Source organism: Amycolatopsis lexingtonensis, from assembly GCF_014873755.1.
In the GTDB taxonomy this organism is placed as follows: domain Bacteria; phylum Actinomycetota; class Actinomycetes; order Mycobacteriales; family Pseudonocardiaceae; genus Amycolatopsis; species Amycolatopsis lexingtonensis.
Genome location: NZ_JADBEG010000001.1, coordinates 8,488,388 through 8,512,410 on the forward strand (window position 1 = coordinate 8,488,388; position 24,023 = coordinate 8,512,410).

General features: G+C 71.4%; 23 protein-coding genes and 1 riboswitch. Of the genes, 14 read left to right on the top strand and 9 right to left on the bottom strand.

Annotation, left to right across the window (positions count from 1 at the left end; all coding sequences use genetic code 11):
- Positions 1 to 87 precede the first annotated feature (87 nt).
- A complete protein-coding gene (locus H4696_RS39545) occupies positions 88 to 1,848 on the top strand; it encodes a protein kinase domain-containing protein (protein WP_192782786.1) in 1,761 nt (586 codons plus the stop codon).
- Here the strand turns inward: H4696_RS39545 and H4696_RS39550 are convergent.
- Positions 1,845 to 2,414, bottom strand: coding sequence for a class I SAM-dependent methyltransferase (locus tag H4696_RS39550; protein ID WP_086860570.1), 570 nt, complete (start codon positions 2,412 to 2,414; stop codon positions 1,845 to 1,847). The two genes, H4696_RS39545 and H4696_RS39550, sit on opposite strands and share 4 nt — an antisense overlap.
- Before the next feature lie 76 nt (positions 2,415 to 2,490).
- Between H4696_RS39550 and H4696_RS39555 the strand changes: the two genes are divergently transcribed.
- Complete coding sequence (locus tag H4696_RS39555; protein ID WP_086860568.1) at positions 2,491 to 3,204, top strand: AraC family transcriptional regulator; 714 nt, start codon at positions 2,491 to 2,493, stop codon at positions 3,202 to 3,204.
- Here H4696_RS39555 and H4696_RS39560 read toward each other — a convergent pair whose 3' ends face one another.
- Positions 3,205 to 4,773, bottom strand: coding sequence for a dolichyl-phosphate-mannose--protein mannosyltransferase (locus tag H4696_RS39560; RefSeq protein ID WP_086860566.1), 1,569 nt, complete (start codon positions 4,771 to 4,773; stop codon positions 3,205 to 3,207).
- An 80-nt stretch (positions 4,774 to 4,853) separates the two neighbouring features.
- Here H4696_RS39560 and rsmI point away from each other — a divergent pair, with 80 nt between their 5' ends.
- Together rsmI and H4696_RS39570 are read left to right on the top strand one after the other, a co-directional pair.
- Complete coding sequence (gene rsmI, locus H4696_RS39565) at positions 4,854 to 5,693, top strand: 16S rRNA (cytidine(1402)-2'-O)-methyltransferase (RefSeq protein ID WP_086860574.1); 840 nt, start codon at positions 4,854 to 4,856, stop codon at positions 5,691 to 5,693.
- Between the two features lie 38 nt (positions 5,694 to 5,731).
- A complete protein-coding gene (locus tag H4696_RS39570; protein WP_158104311.1) occupies positions 5,732 to 5,905 on the top strand; it encodes a hypothetical protein in 174 nt (57 codons plus the stop codon).
- Here H4696_RS39570 and H4696_RS39575 read toward each other — a convergent pair.
- Positions 5,898 to 6,431 (bottom strand): QsdR family transcriptional regulator, encoded by a 534-nt coding sequence (locus H4696_RS39575; RefSeq protein ID WP_086860562.1) that lies wholly within the window; start codon positions 6,429 to 6,431, stop codon positions 5,898 to 5,900. The genes H4696_RS39570 and H4696_RS39575 overlap by 8 nt on opposite strands.
- A gap of 42 nt (positions 6,432 to 6,473) precedes the next feature.
- Here H4696_RS39575 and H4696_RS39580 point away from each other — a divergent pair, with 42 nt between their 5' ends.
- On the top strand, positions 6,474 to 7,430 hold the full coding sequence (locus tag H4696_RS39580) for a quinone oxidoreductase family protein (RefSeq protein ID WP_086860560.1): 957 nt from the start codon (positions 6,474 to 6,476) through the stop codon (positions 7,428 to 7,430).
- On the opposite strand, the gene H4696_RS39585 is transcribed toward H4696_RS39580, so the two are convergent.
- The 5 genes from H4696_RS39585 to H4696_RS39605 form a co-directional block, all read right to left on the bottom strand.
- Positions 7,407 to 8,636, bottom strand: a complete 1,230-nt coding sequence (locus tag H4696_RS39585) for an aminodeoxychorismate synthase component I (protein WP_086860558.1) — start codon at positions 8,634 to 8,636, stop codon at positions 7,407 to 7,409. The genes H4696_RS39580 and H4696_RS39585 overlap by 24 nt on opposite strands.
- A gap of 19 nt (positions 8,637 to 8,655) precedes the next feature.
- The gene (locus H4696_RS39590; protein WP_086860556.1) at positions 8,656 to 9,270 is read right to left on the bottom strand and encodes a glycoside hydrolase family 25 protein; all 615 of its coding nucleotides are present in this window, start codon (positions 9,268 to 9,270) and stop codon (positions 8,656 to 8,658) included.
- Positions 9,271 to 9,348: 78 nt separating this feature from the next.
- Positions 9,349 to 10,113, bottom strand: a complete 765-nt coding sequence (locus H4696_RS39595) for an ABC transporter permease (RefSeq protein ID WP_086860554.1) — start codon at positions 10,111 to 10,113, stop codon at positions 9,349 to 9,351.
- Positions 10,103 to 11,080 (bottom strand): ATP-binding cassette domain-containing protein, encoded by a 978-nt coding sequence (locus H4696_RS39600; RefSeq protein ID WP_086860552.1) that lies wholly within the window; start codon positions 11,078 to 11,080, stop codon positions 10,103 to 10,105. Before H4696_RS39600 ends, H4696_RS39595 begins: the two co-directional genes overlap by 11 nt.
- Positions 11,081 to 11,161: 81 nt before the next feature.
- Positions 11,162 to 11,752, bottom strand: a complete 591-nt coding sequence (locus tag H4696_RS39605) for a PadR family transcriptional regulator (RefSeq protein ID WP_086860550.1) — start codon at positions 11,750 to 11,752, stop codon at positions 11,162 to 11,164.
- Positions 11,753 to 11,804: 52 nt separating this feature from the next.
- Here H4696_RS39605 and metG point away from each other — a divergent pair, with 52 nt between their 5' ends.
- The 5 genes from metG to H4696_RS39630 all read left to right on the top strand — a co-directional run bounded on the left by metG (position 11,805) and on the right by H4696_RS39630 (position 18,501).
- Complete coding sequence (gene metG / locus H4696_RS39610) at positions 11,805 to 13,601, top strand: methionine--tRNA ligase (protein ID WP_169734995.1); 1,797 nt, start codon at positions 11,805 to 11,807, stop codon at positions 13,599 to 13,601.
- A 9-nt stretch (positions 13,602 to 13,610) separates the two neighbouring features.
- On the top strand, positions 13,611 to 14,447 hold the full coding sequence (locus tag H4696_RS39615) for a TatD family hydrolase (RefSeq protein WP_086860547.1): 837 nt from the start codon (positions 13,611 to 13,613) through the stop codon (positions 14,445 to 14,447).
- A gap of 209 nt (positions 14,448 to 14,656) precedes the next feature.
- Positions 14,657 to 16,081 (top strand): resuscitation-promoting factor, encoded by a 1,425-nt coding sequence (locus H4696_RS51060; protein ID WP_086860545.1) that lies wholly within the window; start codon positions 14,657 to 14,659, stop codon positions 16,079 to 16,081.
- Between the two features lie 125 nt (positions 16,082 to 16,206).
- Positions 16,207 to 17,058 (top strand): 16S rRNA (adenine(1518)-N(6)/adenine(1519)-N(6))-dimethyltransferase RsmA, encoded by an 852-nt coding sequence (rsmA, locus tag H4696_RS39625; RefSeq protein WP_086860544.1) that lies wholly within the window; start codon positions 16,207 to 16,209, stop codon positions 17,056 to 17,058.
- A 126-nt stretch (positions 17,059 to 17,184) separates the two neighbouring features.
- A riboswitch (SAM riboswitch) is annotated at positions 17,185 to 17,275 on the top strand.
- A gap of 212 nt (positions 17,276 to 17,487) precedes the next feature.
- Entirely contained in the window at positions 17,488 to 18,501 is a 1,014-nt protein-coding gene (locus H4696_RS39630) for a methionine ABC transporter ATP-binding protein (protein ID WP_086860542.1), read from the top strand.
- Between the two features lie 63 nt (positions 18,502 to 18,564).
- Here the strand turns inward: H4696_RS39630 and H4696_RS39635 are convergent, their stop codons facing one another.
- The gene (locus H4696_RS39635) at positions 18,565 to 19,959 is read right to left on the bottom strand and encodes an MFS transporter (protein WP_192782787.1); all 1,395 of its coding nucleotides are present in this window, start codon (positions 19,957 to 19,959) and stop codon (positions 18,565 to 18,567) included.
- Positions 19,960 to 20,063: 104 nt separating this feature from the next.
- Between H4696_RS39635 and H4696_RS39640 the strand changes: the two genes are divergently transcribed.
- Genes H4696_RS39640 through H4696_RS39655 form a run of 4 tightly spaced genes read left to right on the top strand, consistent with a single transcriptional unit; the run spans position 20,064 to position 23,741 of the window.
- Positions 20,064 to 20,597: a TetR/AcrR family transcriptional regulator gene (locus H4696_RS39640; protein ID WP_086862388.1), complete on the top strand. Its 534-nt coding sequence runs from the start codon at positions 20,064 to 20,066 to the stop codon at positions 20,595 to 20,597.
- Between the two features lie 9 nt (positions 20,598 to 20,606).
- The gene (locus H4696_RS39645; protein ID WP_086862389.1) at positions 20,607 to 21,569 is read left to right on the top strand and encodes a 4-(cytidine 5'-diphospho)-2-C-methyl-D-erythritol kinase; all 963 of its coding nucleotides are present in this window, start codon (positions 20,607 to 20,609) and stop codon (positions 21,567 to 21,569) included.
- The gene (locus H4696_RS39650) at positions 21,566 to 21,973 is read left to right on the top strand and encodes an ASCH domain-containing protein (protein ID WP_086862390.1); all 408 of its coding nucleotides are present in this window, start codon (positions 21,566 to 21,568) and stop codon (positions 21,971 to 21,973) included. Before H4696_RS39645 ends, H4696_RS39650 begins: the two co-directional genes overlap by 4 nt.
- A gap of 4 nt (positions 21,974 to 21,977) precedes the next feature.
- The gene (locus tag H4696_RS39655) at positions 21,978 to 23,741 is read left to right on the top strand and encodes an ABC-F family ATP-binding cassette domain-containing protein (RefSeq protein ID WP_086862391.1); all 1,764 of its coding nucleotides are present in this window, start codon (positions 21,978 to 21,980) and stop codon (positions 23,739 to 23,741) included.
- The last annotated feature ends 282 nt before the right edge of the window (positions 23,742 to 24,023 follow it).

Sequence of the window (24,023 nt, forward strand, 5' to 3'; positions counted from 1 at the left end):
CGGCGGCCGGCTGCGTCCTAAGCTGGACGGCGGGGAAACGCCGCATAGCGGTACGAAGAGAACACGGACAGTGAGGGGAGCCCGGCGGTGAACGGACTCGCGAGCGCGTTGCTCTCGCTAGCCCATTCCTTGTTCGGCCCGGGCTTCTGCCCCGGCGACTGGGTCTGGGCCACGAGTGCGGCGGGCGCGCTCGTCGCACTGCTCCCGCCGATCGGCGCGCTGGCGGTGTCGATCATCCGCAAGGGCACCGGCAACCGCTACGACGCCACGACGTTGTCGGTGTTCGGCGCGATCGGCCTGGTGACCTCGCTGATCCTGCCGTGGCTGCTGTCCAACGGCGTTTCCAGCGTGTTCCGGGCCGAGCGGGCGGGCACGAAGTCGGGGCTGCCCCGCACGGAGGCCGCGACGCTGGCGAGCGGCTCCTGCTGGGTGGACACGCAGAAGGAGTACCTGGGCGGCGGCCCGAACGTCTACGAGGTGCTGTTCTACAAGAACAACGCGGCCCTGCCGACCTTCGTGTACGTGGCCGCGTTCATCCTGCTGCCGGCCGGCTCGCTGCTGTTCGTCATCCTGCAGGGCCGCACCGCCTTCCGCCGCGGCCCGAAGTGGCCGTCCCGGTTCATCTGGATCCCGTTCGCCGCGATGCTCGCGTTCAGCGTCGGCATGGAGGCCAACACCGCGCTGCACTTCTGGCTCGGCTTCCTGCCGTTCAGCGTGCTGGGCCTGATCCCGGTCGCGATGGTCGGGCCGCCGCCGTGGTCGGTGATCAACCGGCCGGACGCGCCGCCGCGCCGCGAACCCGAGCCGTACCGGCCGCCGCCGCCCTCCGCGTCCCAGATGCAGCCCCGCCCGACCCCGCCTCCGCCGCCCCCACCGGTCAACAAGCCGTACCCGAAGACGGCGCTGGCGTCGGCACCCGAACCCCCGCCGATGGCCGGCGCGCTGGCCGCGGCCCCCGGGCCGATCCCGCCGCCGCCCGGCTCCCGCAACGCCGGCGGCAGCCGCTACCGGCGGGTCAAGCAGCTCGGCGCGGGCGGCTTCGGCACGGTCTGGCAGGCCGTCGACACCCAGCTGAACCGCACGGTCGCGCTGAAGATCGCGCACGCGCCGGACCGCGACACGGCCGAGCGCATGCAGCGTGAGGCCCGCGCCCTCGCCGTGGTCAGCCACCCGAACTGTGTCAAGGTGTACGACCTGGCCGAGGAGCCGGACGGGCTCGCGCTGGTCATGGAGTACCTCGAAGGCCGCCCGCTGGCCGAGCTGGTCGACGGCCAGGGCCCGCTGGACGACGTCGCGGCCGGCCGCCTGTGGGCGACGATGGCGGGCGCGCTCGCCGCGGCGCACGAGAAGGGCGTCCTGCACCGCGACATCAAGCCGTCGAACGTCGTGCTGGACCCGAGCGGCCTGGCCCACCTGATCGACTTCGGCATCGCCCGCAGCCAGGGCGATTCGAAGATGACGGCCACCGGGATGATGATCGGCACGCCCGACTTCGTCGCCCCGGAGCAGGCCATGGGCGCGACGGCCTCCCCGGCGTCCGACGCGTGGCAGCTGGCGGCGACGATCAGCTACGCGCTGTCCGGCCAGCCCCCGCGCGGCACGCGCGAGACCCCGATGGCGGCCCTGATGGCGGCGGCCCGCGCCGAACCGGTGTCCCGGCTGCCCCAGCGCAGCGCGCACGCCCGCCTGCTGGCGGCGTCGCTGGACCCCGAGCCGCGCCGCCGCCCGACGTTGAACTCGGTGCGCCGCGAGGTCGAGGGCTGGCTGTCCCGCGCGGGCAAGTCCGCGGACGGCCCGGTGACCCGGGTGGTGCCGCGGCAGCCGGGTGGCCAGGTGCCCCGCCGCTAGCGGGGCTTCACCGCTTCGAAGATCACGAGCTGCTTCGGCTCCAGCCGGACGTCGACCTGCTCGAAGCCCGCCTTTTCGAGGCGGGCCGGGAACGTCGCCGCGTCGACGACGTTCATCGTGTCGCCGAGGTGCAGCAGGCGGAACCGCAGGTTGAGCTGACCGTCGCTGCCGCAGTACGTCCCGCCCGGGCGCAGGACCCGGGCGGCTTCGGCGAAGATCGCGTCCTGCAGCTCGGCGGTCGGCACGTGGTGCAGCATCGTGAAGCAGACGACCGCGGAGAAGCGGCCGTCCTCGAACGGCATTTCGGCGCCGCTGCCTTCGACGACCTCGGCGCGGCCGCCGAACTTCGCCCGCAGCAGCTCGGTCGACGCGGGGTCGATCTCGAGCACGGTGAGCTTCGGGACGGCGCCGAGCAGCACCTTCGTCGTGGCGCCGAAGCCGGGACCGATCTCGAGCACGTCGTCGCCCAGATCGCGCTGTGCCAGCCACGGCGTCAGGCGCTCCTCGACGGTCGCGGCCCACTTCTCCGAGCTGCAGATCTTCCGGTGGATCAGGTTCATCGGCATGCGCCCGACGCTATTTCGGCGCGCCGGTGGCCGGAAGCCGATACCGTGTCACGTCATGTCGCCAACCGGCCAAGCCATGCTGCTCGGCGAGTTCGACCTGCCCGCCGGCACCTGGTTCCCCTGGCACGAACACCCCGCGCACCAGCTGGTCTGGTCCGCGCGCGGGGTCGTCGCGGTCAAGTCCGGGGACGCGGGCTGGGTGCTGCCGCCGACGCGCGCGCTGTGGATGCCGGCGGGCGTCCGGCACCGCACGGGTGCGCTCGGCCGGGCGGCGCTGCGCGGCATCTACGCCGACCCGGCGCTGTCGCCGGTGTCGTGGCCGTCGCCGCGGATGGTCGTCGTCCGGCCGCTGCTGCGCGAGCTCCTGGAGTACCTGACCGGCGAAGGCGTCGCGCCGGACGCGCGGGTGCGGGCCGAGGCGGTGGCGTTCGACCTGCTGGAGCCGCTCGACGTGGTGCCGATCGCGGTGCCCGCGCTCACCGACCCACGCGCTCGCGACGTCGAGCGCGCCCTGCTGGCGAACCCGGCGGACCCCCGCACGCTCGCGGAGTTCGGCCGGGCGGTCGGCGCGTCGGAACGGACGCTGGCGCGGGTGTTCGCCCACGAAGGCCGGATGCCGTTCGGCACGTGGCGCACGCAGGTGCGGCTGCGTGCGTCGCTGCCGCTGCTGGCCCAGGGCACCCCGCTGGAGACGGTCGCGTACCGCGTGGGCTACAGCTCGGCGAGCGCGTTCGTCGCGGCTTTCCGGCGGGCCGTCGGGGTCACGCCGGGCGCCTACTTCGCGGGGTGACTACCGCCAGGAGGGCAGCCAGCGCTCGGCTTCCCACTGGCCGTTCGTGATCGCGATGCCGTTCAGGATCGGCCACAGCCAGGCGAAGTTGGCCACCACCAGCCCGACGTACAGCGACACGACGAGCAGGCCGGTCCCGCGTCTCTCGAACCCGCGCCGCGCGCTGCCCAGGATCTGGCCGAGGCACAACGTCAAGCCCAGCACCAGGAACGCGGCCAGCGGCGTCGCGTAGAAGAAGTACATCTGGCGGTCGATGTTGGTGTACCAGAAGACGTACCCGCCGAGGTAGCCGACCAGCACGGCGGCGTAGCGCCAGTCAGCGCGGAAGATCGAGCGCCAGGCCGCCCAGCCGAGCATCGGGATCGCCGCCCACCACATCGCGGGCGTGCCGATCAGCATCGTCGCGCTGATGCAGCGGGCTTCGCCGCAGCCGGTGACCTCGCCGTTGTAGCTGTAGAGCATCGGGCGCAGGCCCATCGGCCACGTCCACGGCTTCGACTCCCACGGGTGCGGGTTGTCCTTGGGCGTGACCAGCGTTTCGTGGAAGTGCAGGACGTTCCCGGTGTAGTCGGCGAGCGAGCGCAGCGCCGGCGGGACCCAGGCGAAGAAGCCCGGCGCGATGTCCTTGATCTCCGTGTAGTGCCGGTCGGTGGCCGTTTCGCTGGCGAACCACGCCCAGTACGCGGCGAAGTACATGAGGAACGGGATGACCAGGATCGCCCACAGCGCGGGCAGCACGTCCCGGCGGATCGTGCCCAGCCAGGGCCGCTCGACGCCGGCCGCACGCCGCGCCGCGACGTCGAAGAAGACGGTCAGCAGACCGAACGCGACGATGTAGTACAGCGCCGACCACTTGACGCCGAAGGTCAGCCCGATCATCAGGCCGGTCCCGAACCGCCACCAGCGGAACCCGAGCTTCGGGCCCCAGACTGATTCGTTGACCCAGCCTTCGCGGACGGCGGTCGCGAGCCGCTCGCGCACCTGGTCGCGGTCGGCGAGCACGCAGGCGAACGCGGCGAGCACGAACAGCGCGATGAAGATGTCCAGCATGCCCATGCGCGACTGCAGGTGGAGCACGCCGTCGCTGATGACGAGGATGCCGGCGATGGCGCCGAGCAGCGTCGAGCGCGTGAGCCGCCGGGCGATGCGGACGGTCAGCAGCACGATCAGCGTGCCGGCCAGCGCGGGCATGATCCGCCAGCCCCAGCCGTTGTAGCCGAACAGCCACTCGCCGATCGCGATGAGCTGCTTGGCCAGCGGCGGGTGGACGACCAGCTCGTAGCCGTAGTTGTCCTCGTAACCGCCGTTGCGCAGCACCTGCCAGGCCTGCGGCACGTAGTGCTTCTCGTCGAAGACCGGGCTGCCCTTGTCGGTCGGCACGCCGAGGTTCTGCAGCCGGACGATCCCGCCGATCACGGTCAGCACGAGGGTGACGACCCAGCCGCGCAGCCGGTCGGTCGGCATGCCGCGGCCGAGCAGGGTCACTTCGCGGTCGGTCGGCGGCCGGAGCGCCTCGACCGGGTCCGGCCGGACGCTTTCGTCGTCGGGACGGGTCAGCACGGCGGTCACGGGGGCGATCCTACGGGCGCGGCGGGGCGTGCGTCGTCGGGATCCGCTGATCAGCCTAGGCTGGCCGGGTGAGTCCCTCCCTGCTTCCCGGCCGGCTCGTCTTGGCCGCGACCCCGCTCGGCGACGTCCGCGACGCCTCGCCCCGCCTGGCGGAAGCACTGGCGGAAGCCGACGTCATCGCGGCGGAGGACACGCGACGGCTGCGGTCGCTGGCGTCCGCGCTGGAGGTGACCCCGCGCGGCCGCGTGGTGAGCTTCTACGAGGACGTCGAGACGGCGCGCCTGCCCAAGTTGCTCGAATCGTTACGCGCGGGCGAGACGGTCGTGCTGGTGACCGACGCCGGTATGCCCAGTGTGTCCGATCCGGGCTTCCGCCTGGTGGCGGCTTGTGTGGCTTCGGAGATTCCGGTGACGTGCTTGCCGGGGCCGTCCGCGGTGACCACGGCGCTCGCTTTGTCCGGTTTGCCGTGCGATCGGTTCTGCTTCGAGGGTTTCGCACCGCGGAAGCCGGGCGAGCGGACGCGCTGGCTGACGTCGTTGGTGTCCGAGCCGCGGACGGTGGTGTTCTTCGAGTCCCCGCACCGGTTGGCGTCCCTGCTTTCCGACGCGGCTTCGGTGCTGGGGGCGTCTCGTCAGGCCGCGGTGTGCCGCGAGTTGACGAAGACGTACGAAGAGGTGAAGCGGGGGTCTCTTCCGGACTTGGCCGCGTGGGCCGCGGAGGGGGTGCGAGGGGAGATCACGGTGGTCCTCGCGGGTGCCGCACCGCGGTCGGTTTCGGTGGCGGACCTGGTGTCGGAGGTGGCGGACCGGGTGGCATCGGGGGAGCGCCTGAAGTCCGCGGCGGCGGAGGTCGCGGAGGCCGCCGGGGTGTCCAAAAAGGAGCTTTACGACGCCGTGCTGGCGGCCCGGAAGGCCGAGTGACGCCGGAGCTGCGAGCCGCGCTGAGGGAGCTTCGGCGGGTGCGTGCCGAGAAGCCCGGTGAAGAACTCGGCACCGCGGCCTTCGCGGCTTGGCGGGTGTCGATCGCGGAGGCGCTCGAAGCGCTGGCTCCGTTGCTGCTCTTCAGCGAAGACCGGGAGCAGGCCGCGGCTGAAGCGCGCGCGGCCCGGGCCGAGGCGGCCGAACTCAGGTGAGTAGGGCCGTGACCGCGGCGTGCGCCTTCGCCGCGTCCGGGGCGTCTCCGGTGATCACGTCCGTGTACACGAACGACTCGCCGATCCGCACCAGCAGGTAAGCCAGGTCCGGCACCGGCAGCGGGGGCACCAGCCGTCCCGCCGAGACCTCACCCTCCAAAAGCGACTGCAGCTCCGCCGTCGTCCGCTGCTGGCAAACGCTTGCGCGCGTCGTCAACAGCCGCAACGCGCGCTCCGGCTCCCGGCGCAGGAAGTCCCGGAACGGCGGGGACTCGTTCGCGAACCGGACATATCCGCTCACGAAGTCCGCCACCCCCGCCGCGCCGCGGCCCACGCACGACGGCCACAAGCGGGCGATCGAAGCCGACGACAGCGACCACAGGATCTCGCCCAGCAGCCGGTCGCGGGAGCCCACCCGGCGGTGCAGGGTGGCGCGGCTGATGGACAGCGCCTCCGCCAGTTCGCCCATGTCGACCCGCCTGCCGGACAGGAACCACTCGCGCGCCCGCTCGAACTCCTGAGACATATGCCAGAATGTCTCACAGCCACCACGGGAAGGGAAACGCAGATGCGCGCAGTGCAGGTGACCGAGTTCGGCGGACCCGAGGTGCTCACCCCCGTCGAGCTGCCCGATCCCGTGGCCGGCCCCGGTGAGGTGCTCATCGACGTCGAGCGCATCGGCGTCAACTACGCCGACACCCACCAGGCCGAGAACTCCTACCTCGCGCCGTCGAAGCTGCCGCTCGTCCCCGGTGGTGAGGTGGTGGGAACCAGCGGGGGCAAGCGGGTCGTCGCCCTGCTCAACGGTGGCGGCGGGTACGCCGAGAAGGCCGTCGCGCCCGAGGCGACCACCTTCCCCGTGCCCGACGGCATCGACGACCTCACCGCGCTGTCCATGCTGGTCCAGGGCACCACCGCCTGGGTTCTGCTCCGCAAGAACGCCCACCTCGAGCCAGGCGACTCGGTCGTCGTGCACGCGGCCGCGGGCGGGGTCGGGACCGTCGCCGTGCAGCTCGCCAAGGCCTGGGGTGCCGGGCGCGTCATCGCCACCGCCAGCAGCGACGAGAAGCGCGCCCTCGCGCTCGAACTCGGGGCCGACGTCGCCGTCGACTCGCGTGCCGAAGACATGACCCAGACCCTCGTCGAGGCGAACGACGGCCGCCGGGTGGACGTCGTGCTCGACATGGTCGGCGGGACGACCACCGACCAGAGCATCGCCGCGCTCGCGCCGTTCGGCCGGCTCGCCTTCTACGGCATGGCCGGGCGGGAGAGCCCCAAGCCCGTCGAGATGCGCAACCTCCTGGGCCACAGCACCACCATCAGCGGCATGTGGCTGCCGCACGTCTTCCGCCTGCCGGGCAACGTCTTCGGGACGGCGCTGACCGAGCTCTTCGACCTGGTCCTCGCGGGCAAGCTCAAGGCGATTCCGGGCGGCGAGTACGCGCTGTCGGACGCCCGCGGCGCGCACGAGGCCCTGCGCTCCCGCAAGACCGTGGGCAAGCTACTGCTCGACCCCGGCAAGTAGGCGTTCCAGGGGTGCCGCCTTGTGGAGGCACTCCTGCCACTCCGCCTCCGGGTCCGAATCCGCCGTGATGCCGCCGCCGACGCCCAGCGCGATCCGGCCGGCGGCGATCTCGAACGTCCGGATCGCCACGTTCAGCTCCAGCCCCGCCGCCGGGGACAGCAGCCCGATCGCTCCCGTGTAGACCCCGCGTCCGCAGGGTTCCAGCGACGCGATCAGGTCCAGCGCGCGGATCTTCGGCGCGCCCGTCACCGAACCCGGCGGGAACGTCGCCGCCAAAAGAGAAGCGTCCGAAACGGACGGTCGCAGCACTCCCGTCACCGTCGAGTCCAGGTGCCACACCCCCGGCGCCGGCCGGACTTTCAGCAGCGAGGGCACCGTCACCGACCCCACCTCGCACACCCGGCCGAGGTCGTTGCGCACCAGGTCCGTGATCATCACGTTCTCCGCGACATCCTTTGTGGACTGGCGCAGCAGCAACGCGTTACCGTCGTCGGCGGGCCCGCGGCGGGGGAGCGTTCCCTTGATCGGCGTCGAGCGCACCGAACGCCCGTGCCGCGCCAGGAACAGCTCCGGCGAGAACGACACCACCGAGCCCCACGAGCCCGAGACGAACGCCGCCCGGCGCGGATCCAAAGAGGACACCCCGGCCGCGAACAAGGCGGCGGACGACCCCGAAAACGACCCCGTGAACCGGCTGCAGATGTTGGCCTGGAACAGCTCCCCGGCTTCGATCGCGTGCACGCACGCCTTGACCGCGTCCCGGTGCTCCGACGGCAGCGGACGCCGCAACGGCCCGGCCGTCCACGACAATGAAGGCGGCGAAGCGGCCAGCAGCGACTCCAATGTGGACACCGAGGGGCCGCCGTCGTCCAGGGACTCCAGGTAGCAGGTGCCCGATGCGGACCACCGCAGTACGTGGTCCGCCCAGCCCCACGCGGTCGGCGGAAGCGAGCCGGAGGCGTCGTAGGCCAGGTACCCGAACCACCCGCCGCCGATCACGCCGGGCGGGGCGTCGACCTCCGGGCAGGAGGGGAAATCGCCGGGCGAAACCGCGAGCGAAGGCGCGAGAACCGCCTGGGACGAGAACCAGTCGCCCGACAGCATCGCGGGCGGCGGCAGCCCGCGGGAAGCGTTGTGGTGAGCAAGTACCGAAAAAGCGCGCGCGGGCGTGACGTCCGTCCGGAGTGGCCTGCTCGTCACGCGCATGGCGACATACCACCACACGTCAGAGCAGCAGGTCACCCAATGTGAACGGGTACACGACGGCGTTCTGCTCCACCGGCCCGTCGACGCCCCGCACGTCCGGGCCGTACGCGTGCTGGTGCACGCCGAGCCGCGAGTGGAACCAGCCCGGCCGGCCGGGGATGCCGTTGTGCCGGATCAGCCACAGCACGACCTCGCTGTCGGCCCAGCGGTCCGGGTGCAGCCGGTGCGCCCAACAGTCGTGGTCGGCGTAGACGAGCACCCGCTCGATGCGCGCCGCGTGCCGGACGTGCTTGATCCACGACTTGATGAACCGGTCGTCCACGTTCGGCGCCGCCACCTCCAGGACCGGCGCCAGCGACCCGGGCGCGAACGCGCCGAGCCGGCTTGCCGTCCGCACGAAGAACTCGGCCTGGTCGTGCGCCCCGCCGGGGCGGGCGTAGTGCCGGCCGCCGACGTGCAGGCCAGCCTCCTGTGCGCCGGCCAGGCTCTGCTCGGCGGCCAGGTTGGTCCAGTTGACGTTCTCGCTGATCGTCACCGAGACGAACTTCGTGTCCGCCGCGCGGACGGCGTGCCAGTCGATCACCCGCTCCCGGTGGGACAGCGAGATCCCGCGTTCGCTCTCCGGTTCCGTCACAGTCCGCCCCCGGCACGTCGGTGGAGAGCACACCATACGTCGCCGGAGGCGGACCCGCAGTGACACACGCCCGGTTGATCAGGCGTTTTCCTTCTGGAAGGTGCGGGTGCCCCACCACACCGACACCACGGCCATCACGAGCACCACGACGCTGCCGGTGAACAACGCGTCCATCGTGAAGTCGCCCTTGAAGGTGTTCCGCTCGACGTCCACGACGTGGCGGAAGGGGTTGATCTGGGAAACCGTGTAGAGCCACTTCGGCGCGACGCCTGCCGTGATCGGCAGCAGGATCCCGGAAAGCAGCAGCAGCGGGACGAGCACGGCGTTGAGCAGGGCGGGGAACGTCTCCTCGCTCTTCAACGTCAGCGCCAGCGCGTACGAGCACGACGCCAGCGACACCGCCAGCAGGAACACGATCACCAGGCTCAGCAGCACGCCGCCGACCGGGGCGTCGAGGTCGAACGCCAGGTACGCCAGCGCGATGATCAGCAGCGACTGGACGACGGCCTGCAGCGCGTTGGCCAGCACCTTGCCCAGCAGCAGCGCGGCGCGGCTGACCGGGGTCACCCGGAACCGCTCGACGACGCCGGAGCGGTAGTCGGCCAGCAGCCCGAACCCGACGAACGAGCTGCCGAACAGCGCCAGCTGGGCGATCAGCGCCGGGGTGAGCAGCATCCAGCCGTCCACTTCGGACAGGCCCTGGGCCCGCACCGCCTTCACCATCAGCGGCCCGAACAGGAACAGGTACAGCAGCGGCTGCATGATCCCGATCACGACCCAGGTCGGGTTGCGCAGCGCCGCCTTCATGTCGCGGCGGAAGATCAGCCAGGTGTCACGCAGCACGGGTGCCCTCCTCCGCTTCGCGCAGCGAGCGCCCGGTCAGGGTCAGGAAAACGTCGTCGAGCGTGGGCCGGTGCACCTGGACCGACCGCATCGGGATGCTCTTCGTGTCCAGCGCGCGCAGCAGCTCGGGCAGCGCGACGTCGCCGCGCGGCACCCGGAACCGGACGACCCCGCCGTCGGCGGACAGCTCGTGCGCGCCTGAGAGCCGCCCAGCGATTTCGGCGGCGTCGGCGCCCTGCTCCGGGTCGACGCCGACTTCGACGCGGTCGCCGTTGACCCGGGCCTTGAGCGCGTCCGGCGTGCCCTCGGCGACGATCCGGCCATCGTCGATGACGATCAGCCGGTCCGACAGCGCGTCGGCCTCGTCGAGGTAGTGGGTCGTGAGGAAGACGGTGACGCCCTGCTCGGCGCGCAGCCGGCGGATGTGGTCCCACAGGTTGGCGCGGCTCTGCGGGTCGAGCCCGGTCGACGGCTCGTCGAGGAAGATGAGCCCGGGCGAGTGGATCAGCCCGAGCGCGATGTCGAGCCGCCGCCGCTGGCCGCCCGACAGCGTCTTGGTCAGCCGCTGGTCCAGCCCGGTCAGGTCCAGCTGCTCGGCGAGCTCGGCCCCGCGCGCGACGGCGTCGGCCTTGCTCATCCGGTAGAGCCGCCCCTGCAGTTCCAGCTCGTCGGTGACCTTCGTCTCCGGCGAGCTGCCGCCGCCCTGTGCGACGTAGCCGATGCGCTCGCGCACGCCGAGCGGGTCGGCCAGCAGGTCGCGGCCGCCGACGGTCGCGGTGCCCGCGGACGGTTTCAGCAGCGTGGTCAGCATGCGCAGCGTGGTCGTCTTCCCGGCGCCGTTCGGCCCGAGGAACCCGACCAGCTCGCCCGCTTCGACGTCGAGGTCGACGCCCTTCACCGCGTGTACTTCGCCCCCAGTGCGGCCCTTGCGGCGGAAGCGCCGCTCGAGACCGCGTGCCGTGATCATGAGATCCCCTCTCGAAGGTAGTCAAGCTTGACTAGCTGAGGCGCACACTGTGCCCAAGGATGCTGCGCTAGTCAAACTTGATTACTCGGCCGGTGGTTCGCCGAAGGCGCGGCCCGGGTCGTCGGCCATCACGTATTCGCCGGCCTCGAGCCGCTCGATCAGCTTCCGGAGCCAGTCCAGGCTCGCCGCCGAGATCTGGGCCCAGAGGCCGAACAGCTCGGCGATGTGCGCGGGCTGCCCCCACTCGGAGCCCTCTTCGATGAGCAGGCCCGCCCGCCGTACCTCGGCTTCGAGGTGGACGAGCCGCTGGTTCAGCATGCCGATCACCCGCTTGCGGGGCAGCGCCGTCATCAGCGAGATCGCGGCGGACAGCTCGGGGTGCCCGACCTCGGGATCGGACAGCGCGGTGCCCAGCAGCAGGTGGAACTCCCGGTCGCCGTCCTCGGTGACCCGGTAGGCGATCCGGTCCGGACCGCCCTCGCCCGGCTCGACGTCGACCTGCTCCAGCAGGCGTTCGGCGGTCATCTTCTTCAGCGCGTGGTAGATCGAGCCGGGCTGGACGTTGGCCCACTTGTCCGCCGACCAGGTCAGCAGCTCGCGCCGCACCTGGTAGCCGTGCGCGCGGCCGTACATGCGCACCACCCCGAGCACGAGCAACCGTGTCGCCGACAACCGGGCCTCCCTCTCGTCAAAGCGCGTGACGCCCTCCGTAGGCTAATAAGGTATGAGCACCCCTGTGTTGACCGCGGTGGCCTGGCCCTACGCCAACGGCCCCCGCCACATCGGCCACGTGTCCGGATTCGGCGTCCCGTCCGACGTCTTCTCCCGCTACCAGCGAATGGCCGGCAACCGGGTGCTCATGGTCTCCGGCACCGACGAACACGGCACCCCGATCACCGTCCAGGCGGACAAGGAGAACTCGACCCCGCAGCAGACGGCGGACAAGTACACCCGCCAGATCGGCACCGACCTGCAGGGCCTCGGCCTCTCCTACGACCTGTTCACCCGGACCACGACCGGCAACCACGCCGAGGTGACGCAGCAGATCTTCCTGGCGCTGCACCGCAACGGCTACGTCGTGCCGAAGACCACGCGCGGGGCGATCAGCCCGTCCACCGGCCGCACGCTGCCCGACCGCTACGTCGAGGGCACCTGCCCGATCTGCGGGTACGACGGCGCGCGCGGCGACCAGTGCGACAACTGCGGCAACCAGCTCGACGCCGCGGAGCTGATCAACCCGAAGTCGCGGATCAACGGCGAGACGCCGAAGTTCGTCGAGACCGAGCACTACTTCCTCGACCTGCCGGCGTTCACCAAGACCCTCGGCGACTGGCTGGGCACCAAGACCGACTGGCGCCCGAACGTCCTCAACTTCACCAAGAACCTGATCGACGACATGCGGCCCCGGCCGATCACCCGCGACCTCGACTGGGGCGTCAAGATCCCCCTCGACGGCTGGCGCGACCAGCCGCTGAAGCGGTTCTACGTCTGGTTCGACGCGGTGATCGGGTACTTCTCGGCCAGCGTCGAGTGGGCGCGGCGCTCCGGCAACCCGGACGCGTGGCAGGAGTGGTGGAACAACGCCGACGCCCGGTCGTACTACTTCATGGGCAAGGACAACATCACCTTCCACGCCCAGATCTGGCCGGCGCTGCTGTTCGGGCACAACGGCGAGGGCGACAAGGGCGGCGAGCCCGGCAAGTACGGCAGGCTGCACCTGCCGGACGAGATCGTCTCCAGCGAGTTCCTCACCATGAGCGGCTCGAAGTTCTCGACCTCGCGCGGGCGCGTCATCTACGTCGAAGACTTCCTGCGCGACTTCGGCCCGGACACGCTGCGGTACTTCATCACCGTCGCCGGCCCGGAGACCCAGGACACCGACTTCACCTGGGACGAGTTCGTCCGCCGGACCAACTTCGAGCTGGCCAACGAGTGGGGCAACCTGGTCAACCGGTCCATCTCGATGGCGCACAAGAACGTCGGCGCCATCCCGCGCCCGGAGGCCCCGACGGCGGCCGACGAGGAGCTGAAGGCGCTTTCCCGCAAGGCGTTCGACACCGCGGGCGCGCACCTGGCCCGGTCCCGGTTCAAGCTGGCGGCGAGCGAGGCGATGAAGGTCGTCACCGCGGCGAACAAGTACATCTCCGACCAGGAGCCGTGGAAGCTCAAGGACGACCCGACGCGGCGCGACACCGTGCTGCACACCGCGCTGCAGGTCGTCTCCGACGCCAACACGCTGCTGACGCCGTTCCTGCCGCACTCGGCGCAGAAGGTGCACGAGGCCCTCGGCGGCACCGGCGTCTGGGCCGCCCAGCCGGAGCTCAAGGAGGTCGACGACCTCGACATCGCCGGCCGGGTCAACCCGATCCTGACCGGTGACTACGCGGGCGAGCAGGCGAAGTGGGAGTCGAAGCCGATCGAGGTCGGCAAGCCCCTGGCCAAGCCGTCGCCGCTGTTCACCAAGCTCGACCCGGCGCTCGGCGAGACCGGTCCGGAGTGGGCGCCGATCATCAAGGAGTAAGAAGTACGCATGGGTGAAGAGAAGCGCGAGCTGCCGCCGGTCCCGGACCGGCTCCCGGTGTCGGTGGTGGACGCGCACACCCATCTCGACGCGTGCGGCGCGGTCACCGCGGCCGATGTCACGGCCATGGTCGACCGCGCCGAGCGCGCCGGCGTCGCCCGCGTCGTCACGGTCGCGGACGACCTCGCCTCGGCCCGCTGGGCCACCGAGGCCGCCACTTGGGACCGCCGCGTCTGGGCCGCCGTGGCCATCCACCCGACGCGGACCAAGGAGTTCGGCGACGCCGAGAAGTCCGAAGTGGAGCGCCTGGCCGCCCAGGACCGCGTGGTCGCCGTCGGCGAGACCGGCCTCGACTACTACTGGGACTACTCGCCGCACGACGCCCAGCAGGAGGCGTTCCGCTGGCACATCGACCTCGCCAAGCGGCTGGACAAGCCGCTGATGATCCACGACCGCGAGGCCCACGACGACGTGCTGCGCATCCTGGCCGAAGAGAATGCGCCGAATGCCGTAATCTTCCATTGTTTTTCCGGGGACGCGGAAATGGCCCGCAAGTGCGTCGACGCGGGGTATGTCCTTTCCTTCGCCGGCACGGTGACGTTCAAGAACGCGAAGGGCCTCCACGAGGCGGCCCGGCTGTGCCCGGCGGACCAGTACCTCGTCGAGACCGACGCGCCGTTTCTGACCCCCCACCCGTTCCGTGGACGGCCGAACGAGCCGTTCGGCGCCGCTTACACCGTCCGTCACCTCGCGGCGCTCAGGGGCGAAGCTGTCCACGAAGTCGCCGAATCGGTCCGGACCACCGCCGAGCGGGTCTACCGACTCCCCAGTGTCACAACGGGTTGAACGCATTGCGACATCAGGGTTCCTTGATCGTCCACCTGATGGAGTGACGGGGATCACGACACTCCGGGGGGTGTTTGCGCAACCCGGCGGGACCCGTTACTGTCCCGTGATCGTGCCGGTCGGGCCTGCGCTCAGCAGCTTCCGATCGTCACGCCCAGTCGTAGAGACGGCGCCCCCGACCGTCGTCTCGTGAAAGGGAACGATCCCCGGTGACAGGTAGCAGACAGGCTGGAGCGCGCTCCGCCGTCCTCGAGCGCAGTTATTTCGAGGACACCGCGTACGGTCAGCTCGACTTCTCCGACGACCCGAACATCACGCAGCAGGACATCCTCGCCGCGCTCGGCCCCGACGCCGACGCGATGATGGCCGAGATCGACGTCGACGTCGACGAACTGATCCGGCTCATCAACGCTGAGACGACGTACCTGCCCCCGATCGTCATCCCGGACGCCGTCGAGGCGGACCGCACGGCGTCGCCGCAGGCCAAGCGCGCCGCACTGGACGAGGGCCTGCGCGAGACCACCAAGGTCTGGAAGCGCCGCTTCCTCAAGGGCGCCGTCCTCAGCGTCATGATCAGCATCGCCGGCGGCGGCGCGGCCGCGCTGGCGATGAACAAGAGCGTCACCGTCGACGTCGACGGCCAGCAGCAGACCATCCACTCCTTCGGCGACACCGTCGGCGAAGTGCTGGAGGACGCGGGCCTGTCCGTCGGCGAGCACGACTCGCTCTCGCCCTCCCCGCAGGCGGAGGTCGGCGACGGCGGCGTCATCAAGCTCGAGCGCGGCCGCCAGCTGAAGATGATCGTCGACGGCGCGGAGCACACCTCCTGGGTGCGCGCGACCCACCTCGGCGACGCGCTGAGCCAGCTCGGCATGACCGGCGTCGACAAGCCCGGCACGTGGATGTCGATGCCGAAGGACGGCGAGCTGCCCCTGCAGGGCGCCACCGTCGAGATCAAGACCCTCAAGAACATCACCCTGTACGACGGCGCCAACGCGCCGAAGCAGGTGAAGACGACCGCGGTCACGACGAAGGAGTTCCTGGGCGAGTACAAGCTCACCCTGGGCCCTGAGGACCAGGCCGAAGGCGGTCTGGACGTCAAGCTGACCGACGGCGCCGAGGTGCACATCAGCCGCACCGGCGTCTCGACGGTCGTCCAGAAGGAGTCCATCGACCCGCCCGAGCAGAAGGTCGACGACCCGAACCTCGCCAAGGGCAAGACCTCGGTCGAGGACCCGGGCACGCCGGGCGAGAAGATGGTGACCTACAAGGTCACGCAGAAGAACGGCAAAGAGGTCGCTCGCGAGAGCATCTCCGAGCAGGTCATCACCCAGCCGAAGCCGAAGATCATCCACGTCGGCACCAAGGAAGCCCCGACCCCGGCCATCGGCGACGGCTCCGCGTGGGACCGCATCGCGCAGTGCGAGTCGGGCGGCAACTGGGCCATCAACACCGGCAACGGCTACTACGGCGGCCTCCAGTTCGACAAGCGCACGTGGGACGCCTACGGCGGCGACGCGTACGCGAACCTGCCGAGCCAGGCGTCGCGTGAGCAGCAGATCGCGATCGCGGAGAAGGTCCGCGACGCGCGTGGCGGCTACAGCGCCTGGCCGGTCTGCGGCAAGAAGGCCTGACAGCGCTTTCGGAACGGCCCCCGCCCCTCGTGGGCGGGGGCCTTTTCGCGTGCGGGAAAAAGCACTCGGCAAGATCCGCCGCCGCCCTCCACGGGCGGCCGGAACACCCTCGGTAAGCTCAACCGGTGGTTGAACTGTTGGGACCCGCCGAAATCCGCGGGCTGGCGGCCGAGCTGGACGTGCGGCCGACCAAGAAGCTCGGGCAGAACTTCGTGCACGATCCCAACACCGTCCGCCGGATCGTCGAGCTCGCGCACGTCGGGCCGGACGACGTCGTGCTCGAGGTCGGGCCCGGGCTCGGGTCGCTGACGCTGGGCCTGCTCGCCACCGGGGCGCGGGTCGTCGCCGTCGAGATCGATCCGAAGCTCGCCGCGCGGCTGCCCGAGACCGTCGCCGAGCGGGGGGCCGACGCCGCCGAGCGGCTGACCGTCGTCGGGGCCGACGCGCTGCGCGTCGCGAACGACGACCTGCCGGGCGCGCCGACCGCGCTCGTCGCCAACCTGCCGTACAACGTCGCCGTGCCGGTCGTGCTGCACCTGCTCGCCGAGGTGCCGTCGCTGCGGTCCGGGCTCGTCATGGTGCAGACCGAGGTCGCCGACCGGATGGCGGCCGGGCCGGGCAGCCGGATCTACGGCGTCCCGAGCGTCAAGCTCGCTTGGTACGGTCCCGCACGGAAAGTCGCCGCGGTGCCACGGTCGGTGTTCTGGCCGGTGCCCAACGTGGACTCCGCGCTCGTCGCGTTCGAACGCGGCGACCAGCCGGCGTCCGAAGACCGGGACAGTCTCTTCACCCTGGTGGACGCCGCTTTCTCCCAACGCAGGAAAACGCTTCGCGCCGCGCTCGCGGGCTGGGCGGGCTCGGCCGAGCGGGCCGGCGAGCTCTTGACGGCCGCCGGAATCGACCCGAAGACCCGCGGCGAGCAGCTCGACGTGCACGACTTCGCCCGGATCGCCGCCCGCGCGCAGGTCCACGGCTGAATCCACCACAGTGGAGACGGTGAAAATTGCACGTTTTCGCCGTCACCTCGTGACTGCGACACCTCCAGTCGTGTGATGTGGGCCAACGGGCTTGCTTTCGCTCCGTGGGATCGGCTTAACTCAGTACGTCCATCCCGAGCGACCGAGAGACCTGGCTCGCCGAAGTCGCAGCAACCACCCTCCACAGGGCAGGTGCTACCGCCAGGACCGATGGAGGCCGTTTTCGATGAAGAGGGTAGCTCGCCCCCTGCTGCTGACCAGGCGCCGCGTTGTCGACGAAGGCCGCCGCTCCGTCTCCGCATGTCGCCGCTCGCGCTGAGCTTCGTCTGAGCCGTCCCACCCTTCTCAACGCACCGTCCACTGCGGACGGACACTCGCTTGCGGCCGGGCGCGCCCTCGTGCGCTGCGCCCTGTTTTTCTGGAGCTGTCGTGATCACCGTCGAAAACCTGTCCAAATCCTTTGCCACCAACGGAAATTCCGTCGTCGCCCTGCGTGACGTGAGCGTCGACGTCCAGGCCGGCTCGCTGTTCGGCGTCGTCGGCCCGGCCGGTTCCGGCAAGTCCGTCCTGGCCCGTTGCATCGCGCTGCAGGAGCGCCCCGACCGCGGGGTCGTCCGCCTCGACGGCCTCAACACCGGCACGCTCGACGGCCGCCGCCTCCGCGAAATCCGCCGTCAGCTCGGCGTCGTCTCGTCGAAGCCGGAGCTGATCGCCGAGCGCACCATCGCCGGCAACATCGCTTCCCCGCTGGAGCAGCTCGGTGTCGAGGGCCCGCAGCGCCGCAGCCGGGTCGGCTCGCTGCTCGACCTGGTCGGCCTGACGCCGCGCGCCGCGCAGCGTCCCGGTGAGCTCACCGCGGGTCAGCTCCGCCGCGTCGCGGTCGCCAAGGCGCTCGCCGCCGCGCCCGCCGTGCTGCTCGCCGACGACCCGACCGCCGGGATCGACCCGGAGGAGGCCGGCTCGGTGCTCACCGTGCTCGACCGCGCCCGCTCCGAGCTGGGCGTCACCGTCGTCGTCACCACGCCGGACGCGGGCGTCGTCCGCCGGCTCTGCGACGACGTCGCGGTGCTGGAAGACGGCACCGTCGTCGAGCGCGGCACCGTGCTCGACCTGATCTCGAACCCGGGCAGCCGCACCGCGCAGGCGCTGCTGCCGACCATCGAAACCCCGCGATCGCAGAACGCGCGCTACGACCGCTCGGTCGACGTCGTGCTGGTCGGCTTCGCGTCGGTGGGCGCGCTGCTGCCCGAGGCCGCCGGCCGCTTCGACGTCGAGTTCGCCACCATCGGCGGCGGCCTGACCCGGATCGGCGACACCCCGGTCGGCCGCTTCCGCCTCGGCGTCCGCGGCGAGCGCGCCGACGCGGCGCTGGCGTGGGTCGCCGAGCGCGGCGGCCACGTCACCCAGACCGCCCGCGGCCCCCAGGCCGTCGTCGCCGCCTGACCCGAACATCCGTGAAGGCCTCCTTGCCGGGCATAAAAGCCGGTAAGGAGGCCTTCACGGCTTTTACCGGGTGCCGCGCGGGAGGACCAGCAGCGCGGTGAGGGCGGCCGCGGCGACGAGGGCCGCCGCCCAGGCCGACGCCGTCGTGTAGCCGTGGACGATCGCCGACGGCGTCGTGAGGCCCGCCGAGGCCGCGGTGGCGATCGTGTTCAGGGCCGCGGTGCCGAGCGAAGCGCCCACCTGCTGTGACGTCGTCACGAACGCCGAGGCCGCGCCCGCGTCCCGCGCGCCGATGTCGCGGGTGGCGACGTTCAGCACCACCGGCATGCACAGCCCGGCCCCGACGCCGAGCAGCAGCTGCATCGGCAGGACGACCCCGGCGTAGGACGCGTCCGGCGTCAGCCGCGTGGCCGCCAGGAGCCCGCAGGCCAGCACGAACAACCCGCCCGCCAGCAGCGGCCGCGGGCCGACGCGCGGGAGCAGCCGTCCCGAAAGCTGCGTCGACGTCAGCATGTTCGCCCCCAGCGTCGGCAGGAACGCCAGCGCCGCGGCGAGCGCGCCGTAGCCCATCACGACCTGCAGCTGGTAGGTCAGGAACAGGAACATCCCGAACGCGCCGAACGACGCCGCCCCGACCGTCAGGTAGGCGACGGCGCGAGCGCGGTCGCGCACCACCGCGAGCGGCAGCAGCGGGTGCGGGTGCCGGGCCTGCCGGACCACGAACCAGCCGAGCAGGAGCGCCGACAGGGCCAGAAAACCGAGTACTGGCAGGGAAAATCCTTGAGTGGCCACTTCGGACAGTGCGTGCACCAGCAGCACGACGCCGCCACAGCTGAGCGCCGCACTGGTCCAGTCCAGCCGGGTGCCGCGGTGCGCGGCCGTCGGCGGCACGGCGAACCAGGCGCCCAGCCCGGCGAGCACGGCGACCGGCACGTTGACGTAGAGGCTCCAGCGCCAGTCGAGGAACTGCGTCAGCGCGCCGCCGACGGTGAGTCCCAGCGCGGAGCCGGACATCGTGATGGCGCTGAAGATCCCGAACGCCTTCCCGCGTTCGCGCGGGTCGGTGAAGGTGAGGGTCAGCAGCGACATCGTCGACGGCGCGAGGAGCGCGGCGAACACGCCCTGCGCGGCCCGCGCCCCGATCAGCCAGCCGCCCGAAGGGGCCGCGCCGCCGACCGCGGACGCCACGGCGAACCCGGCGATGCCCACGAGCAGGGTGGTGCGGCGGCCGAACCGGTCGGCCAGCCGCCCGCCGAGCAGCAGCAGGCCGCCGAACGCCAGCGTGTACGCCGAAATCGCCCACTGGCGGCCGGTGTCGGACAGACCCAGCGCGCGCTGGGCCGAGGGCAGGGCGATGTTCACGACGGTCGTGTCGAGCACGACCATCAGCTGGGCCAGGCCCAGTGCGGCGAGCGCGAGCCAACGGCCCGCGACGCGCGGTGGCGCGGTTGTGGTCATGGTCAACCCCCGGGGTAAGCTGCGGATGCATTGCTTGTCGGCCGACAAGCAATGCCAAGCTAAGTGATTACTAGTCGGCCGTCAAGTAAGTTGAGGAGCGGAGCATGGCCGGGCGGCGCACCGACACGCGCGAACGCATCCAGCGCGTCGCGCTCGAACTGTTCGCCGAGCAGGGGTACGAGGGCAGCTCGCTGCGGGAGATCGCCGAGCGGCTCGAGGTGACGAAAGCCGCGCTGTACTACCACTTCCGCACGAAGGAGGACATCGTCACGAGCCTCCTGGAGGACTGGGGAGCGGCGCTCGACGACCTCCTCGGGCGCGAGACCCGGCCCGACCGGCTGCTCACCGAGTACGCCGGGCTGGTCGAGCACCGGTTCGGCCCGGTCATCGGCCTGGTGCAGCGCAACGCGACCGCGTTGAAGGCCATCGCCGCGGGCGCCGGGCTCGCGGACCGGATGCTCCGCCTCCACGAGCTGCTCTGCGGCGGGTCCGACGCCCCCGAGGCGAGCCTGCGCGCGCGGCTCGCGCTGGTCGCCGTGCAGCTCACCAGCGTCGAAGGCGGCCCGGAAACCCCGCCCGAGGTCGCGCTCGCCGTCGGGCTCGACATCCTTTCTCCTGGTCGGAACACGGACACGTAGGCTGGTCGGGTGCTCGCCGTAGTTCCGCCCCCAGTCACCGTCCGGGTCCCGGCCAAGGTCAACCTGCACCTTTCGGTCGACGACCTGCGCGAAGACGGTTACCACGAGCTGGTGACCGTGTTCCAGGCGCTGTCGCTGACCGACGAAGTGACCGTCGCGGTCACCGACGAGCCTGGCATCGAGGTCTACGGCGAGGGCGAACGCACCGTCCCGACCGGCCCGGAAAACCTGGCCTGGCGAGCGGTCGAAGCGCTGTCCGCGCACGTCGGGCGCACCGGCGAGCCGAAGGTCCGGGTGGTGCTGCGCAAGGGCATCCCGGTCGCCGGCGGCATGGCGGGCGGCAGCGCCGACGCGGCGGCGACCCTGGTCGGGCTCGCCTCGCTGTGGAACCTCGACGTCACGCGCGACGAGCTGGCCGACATCGCGGCGGGACTGGGCAGCGACGTCCCGTTCGCGCTCTACGGCGGCACCGCGCTGGGCACCGGCCGCGGCGAGCAGCTCGTCCCGGTGCTGTCGCGGCACACCTTCCACTGGGTGCTGGCGTTCGACTCCGAAGGGCTGTCGACGCCGAAGGTGTTCAAGGAGCTGGACCGGCTGCGCGCGGCGGGCAACCCGCCGCGGATCGGTTCGCACACCCCGGTCGTCGAAGCGCTGGCCTCGGGCGACCCGCGCCAGCTGGCGCTCCTGCTGGGCAACGACCTCCAGGCGGCGGCGGTTTCGCTGCGGCCCGAGCTGCGCCGCACGCTCCGGGCCGGCGTCAACGCGGGCGCGCTCGCGGGCACGGTCTCCGGCTCCGGCCCGACGTGTGCGTTCCTCTGCGAAGACGCGCAGTCGGCGGTGGAGGTCGCCGCGGAGCTCTCGGGCGCGGGCGTCTGCCGCACGGTCCGCGTGGCCCACGGCCCGGTCCCCGGCGCCCGCGTGGTCGGCGGCGACGACGCACCCCGCCCGGCGCCGCCGCGGGTGCACGCGTGAAGCACGCGGAATTCGCGTTCCCCGGCCCGCTGCGCGACAAGCTGGTCGCGGCGATCCTGGCCGGGGAAAAGACGACGACCTCCGCACTGCTGGTGGAATACGAGCGGGCGGGCGAGGCGTTGCCTTCCGTGGGCGAGCGCGAACTCGTGCTCGACTCCGCCGGCGCCGGGGTCGCGGTCATCGAGACCGCCGAGGTGCGCGTTCTCCCACTGTCCGAAGTGGACCTCCAGCACGCGATCGGCGAAGGCGAGGGCTTCACGAGCGTCGCCGAGTGGCGTGCCGGGCACGAGGAGTTCTGGCAGAGCGCCGAAATGCGCGCCGCCATGGAGGATCCGGAATTCACCGTGGACGACACGACGCAGGTCGTGGCGACGCGGTTCGTCATCGTAGAGAGGATCGGCTGAGCGGATGGCCAACCTGGTCAACCTGGAGTCGGTGAGCAAGTCCTACGGGATCCGCCCGCTCCTGGACGGCGTGTCGCTCGGAGTCGCGGCCGGGCAGCGCATCGGCGTCGTCGGGCTCAACGGCGGTGGCAAGACCACGCTCCTGGAAGTCCTTTCCGGACTCGCCGAGCCGGATTCCGGGCGGGTGAGCCACGTCGGCGGCCTGCGGATGGCGGTCGTCACCCAGCGCACGGAGCTGCCGGACGGCAGCACGGTCGCCGACGTCGTCCTCGAACGCTACGGCGCCGAGCACGAGTGGGCCGCCGACGCGCGCGTCCGGTCCATTGTGGACGGCCTGGGGATCACCGCGATCGGGCTGGACAAGCCGACCGCGAACCTCTCCGGTGGCGAGCGGCGCCGGGTTTCCCTGGCCGCCGCGCTGACCGGGGAGCTCGACCTCGTCGTGCTCGACGAGCCGACCAACCACCTGGACGTCGAAGGTGTCCGCTGGCTGGCCGACCACCTGCTCGCGCGCCGGATCGCGGTCGTGGTCGTCACGCACGACCGGTGGTTCCTCGACACCGTCGCGACCCTGACGTGGGAGGTCGCGAACGGCCGCGTCGAGCAGTACGAAGGCGGTTACGCGGACTGGATCTTCGCCCGCGCCGAGCGCGCGCGGCTCGCGGCGACGGCGGAGGAGAAGCGGCAGAACCTGGCCCGCAAGGAGCTGGCGTGGCTGCGCCGCGGCCCGCAGGCGCGCTCGTCGAAGCCGCGCTACCGCGTCGAAGCGGCCGAGGCGCTGATCGCCGACGTCCCGCCGCCGCGCGATTCCGTGGAACTGCAGGCGTTCGCCAAGCGGCGCCTCGGCAAGACGGTGCTGGAGCTGGAAGACACGACGTACGCGGTGGGCGACCGGACGCTGCTCGACCACGTCACCTGGCGCATCGGCCCGGGCGACCGGATCGGCCTGGTCGGGGTGAACGGCTCGGGCAAGACGTCGCTGCTGAAGCTGCTCGGCGGCGACGTCGAGGCGTCGACCGGCCGCCGGATCGAGGGCAAGACGGTCGCGCTCGCGCACCTGCGCCAGGAGCTCGACGACCTGCCCGGCGACCTGCGCGTGCTGCAGGCGATCGAGCAGGTGGCCGGCCGCGTGGTGTTCGGCAAGCAGGAGATGACGGCGTCGCAGCTGGGCGAGAAGCTCGGCTTCCCCCAGGCCCGCCAGTGGACCCCGGTCGGCGACCTGTCCGGTGGCGAGCGGCGCCGGCTGCAGCTGTGCCGCCTGCTCATGGCCGAGCCGAACGTGCTGCTCCTCGACGAGCCGACGAACGACCTGGACATCGATACGCTGCAGCAGCTGGAGGACCTCCTCGACGGCTGGCCGGGCACGATGGTCGTCGTCTCGCACGACCGCTACCTGGTGGAACGCGTCTGCGACACGATCGTCGCCCTCTTCGGCGACGGCCGCATCACCCACCTGCCGGGCGGCATCGAGGAGTACCTGAACCGCCGCTCGGCCGACAAGGAGGTCACGGGCCCGGCCCCGTCCGCGGCGAAGGTGGAGGCGAAGAAGTCCGCGGCGGACCTGCGTGCGGCGCAGAAGGAACTCGGCCGGCTGGAGCGCAAGCTCGACCAGCTGCACGCGAAGGAGGAGAAGCTCCACGCCTCCCTGCTGGCGGCGGCGACGGACCCGGCGAAGCTGATGGAGCTGAACGCCGAGCTGAAGGGCGTGCAGGGCGAGATCGAGGACGTCGAGGGCCGCTGGCTCGAGACGTCCGAACTGCTCGAATGACCCGGCTGCTCGGCCCCTCGACGTGGCAAGTCGGCTCGATCAGCCCCGCGCCGACGATGACCGGCTCGTCAACCGCTCGCCGTGCCATCGCGTCGGCCGGGGTTCGAAGATCCCCGGGGGCAACGTCGAAGGGCCGCTGTGCACCTTCTTCACCGACCGCGACCACAACGTCCGGTCTTCTCGTCGTCGTCCGGTTGCGGGGGCAGCGCCAAGTCGACAGCTGGCTGCGGGGCCCGGTTTCCGCGTTGGCGGGCGGATGTTGACGCCGAGACAGTAATGTTC

Bases quoted from the DNA above. Each gene is read 5' to 3' on its own strand.
- H4696_RS39550 (WP_086860570.1), bottom strand. From the start codon at position 2,414: ATGCCGATGAACCTGATCCACCGGAAGATCTGCAGCTCGGAGAAGTGG.
- H4696_RS39555 (WP_086860568.1), top strand. From the start codon at position 2,491: ATGCTGCTCGGCGAGTTCGACCTGCCCGCCGGCACCTGGTTCCCCTGG.
- H4696_RS39575 (WP_086860562.1), bottom strand. From the start codon at position 6,431: ATGTCTCAGGAGTTCGAGCGGGCGCGCGAGTGGTTCCTGTCCGGCAGG.
- H4696_RS39580 (WP_086860560.1), top strand. From the start codon at position 6,474: ATGCGCGCAGTGCAGGTGACCGAGTTCGGCGGACCCGAGGTGCTCACC.
- H4696_RS39585 (WP_086860558.1), bottom strand. From the start codon at position 8,636: ATGCGCGTGACGAGCAGGCCACTCCGGACGGACGTCACGCCCGCGCGC.
- H4696_RS39600 (WP_086860552.1), bottom strand. From the start codon at position 11,080: ATGATCACGGCACGCGGTCTCGAGCGGCGCTTCCGCCGCAAGGGCCGC.
- metG (WP_169734995.1), top strand. From the start codon at position 11,805: ATGAGCACCCCTGTGTTGACCGCGGTGGCCTGGCCCTACGCCAACGGC.
- H4696_RS39615 (WP_086860547.1), top strand. From the start codon at position 13,611: ATGGGTGAAGAGAAGCGCGAGCTGCCGCCGGTCCCGGACCGGCTCCCG.
- H4696_RS39635 (WP_192782787.1), bottom strand. From the start codon at position 19,959: ATGACCACAACCGCGCCACCGCGCGTCGCGGGCCGTTGGCTCGCGCTC.
- H4696_RS39640 (WP_086862388.1), top strand. From the start codon at position 20,064: ATGGCCGGGCGGCGCACCGACACGCGCGAACGCATCCAGCGCGTCGCG.
- H4696_RS39655 (WP_086862391.1), top strand. From the start codon at position 21,978: ATGGCCAACCTGGTCAACCTGGAGTCGGTGAGCAAGTCCTACGGGATC.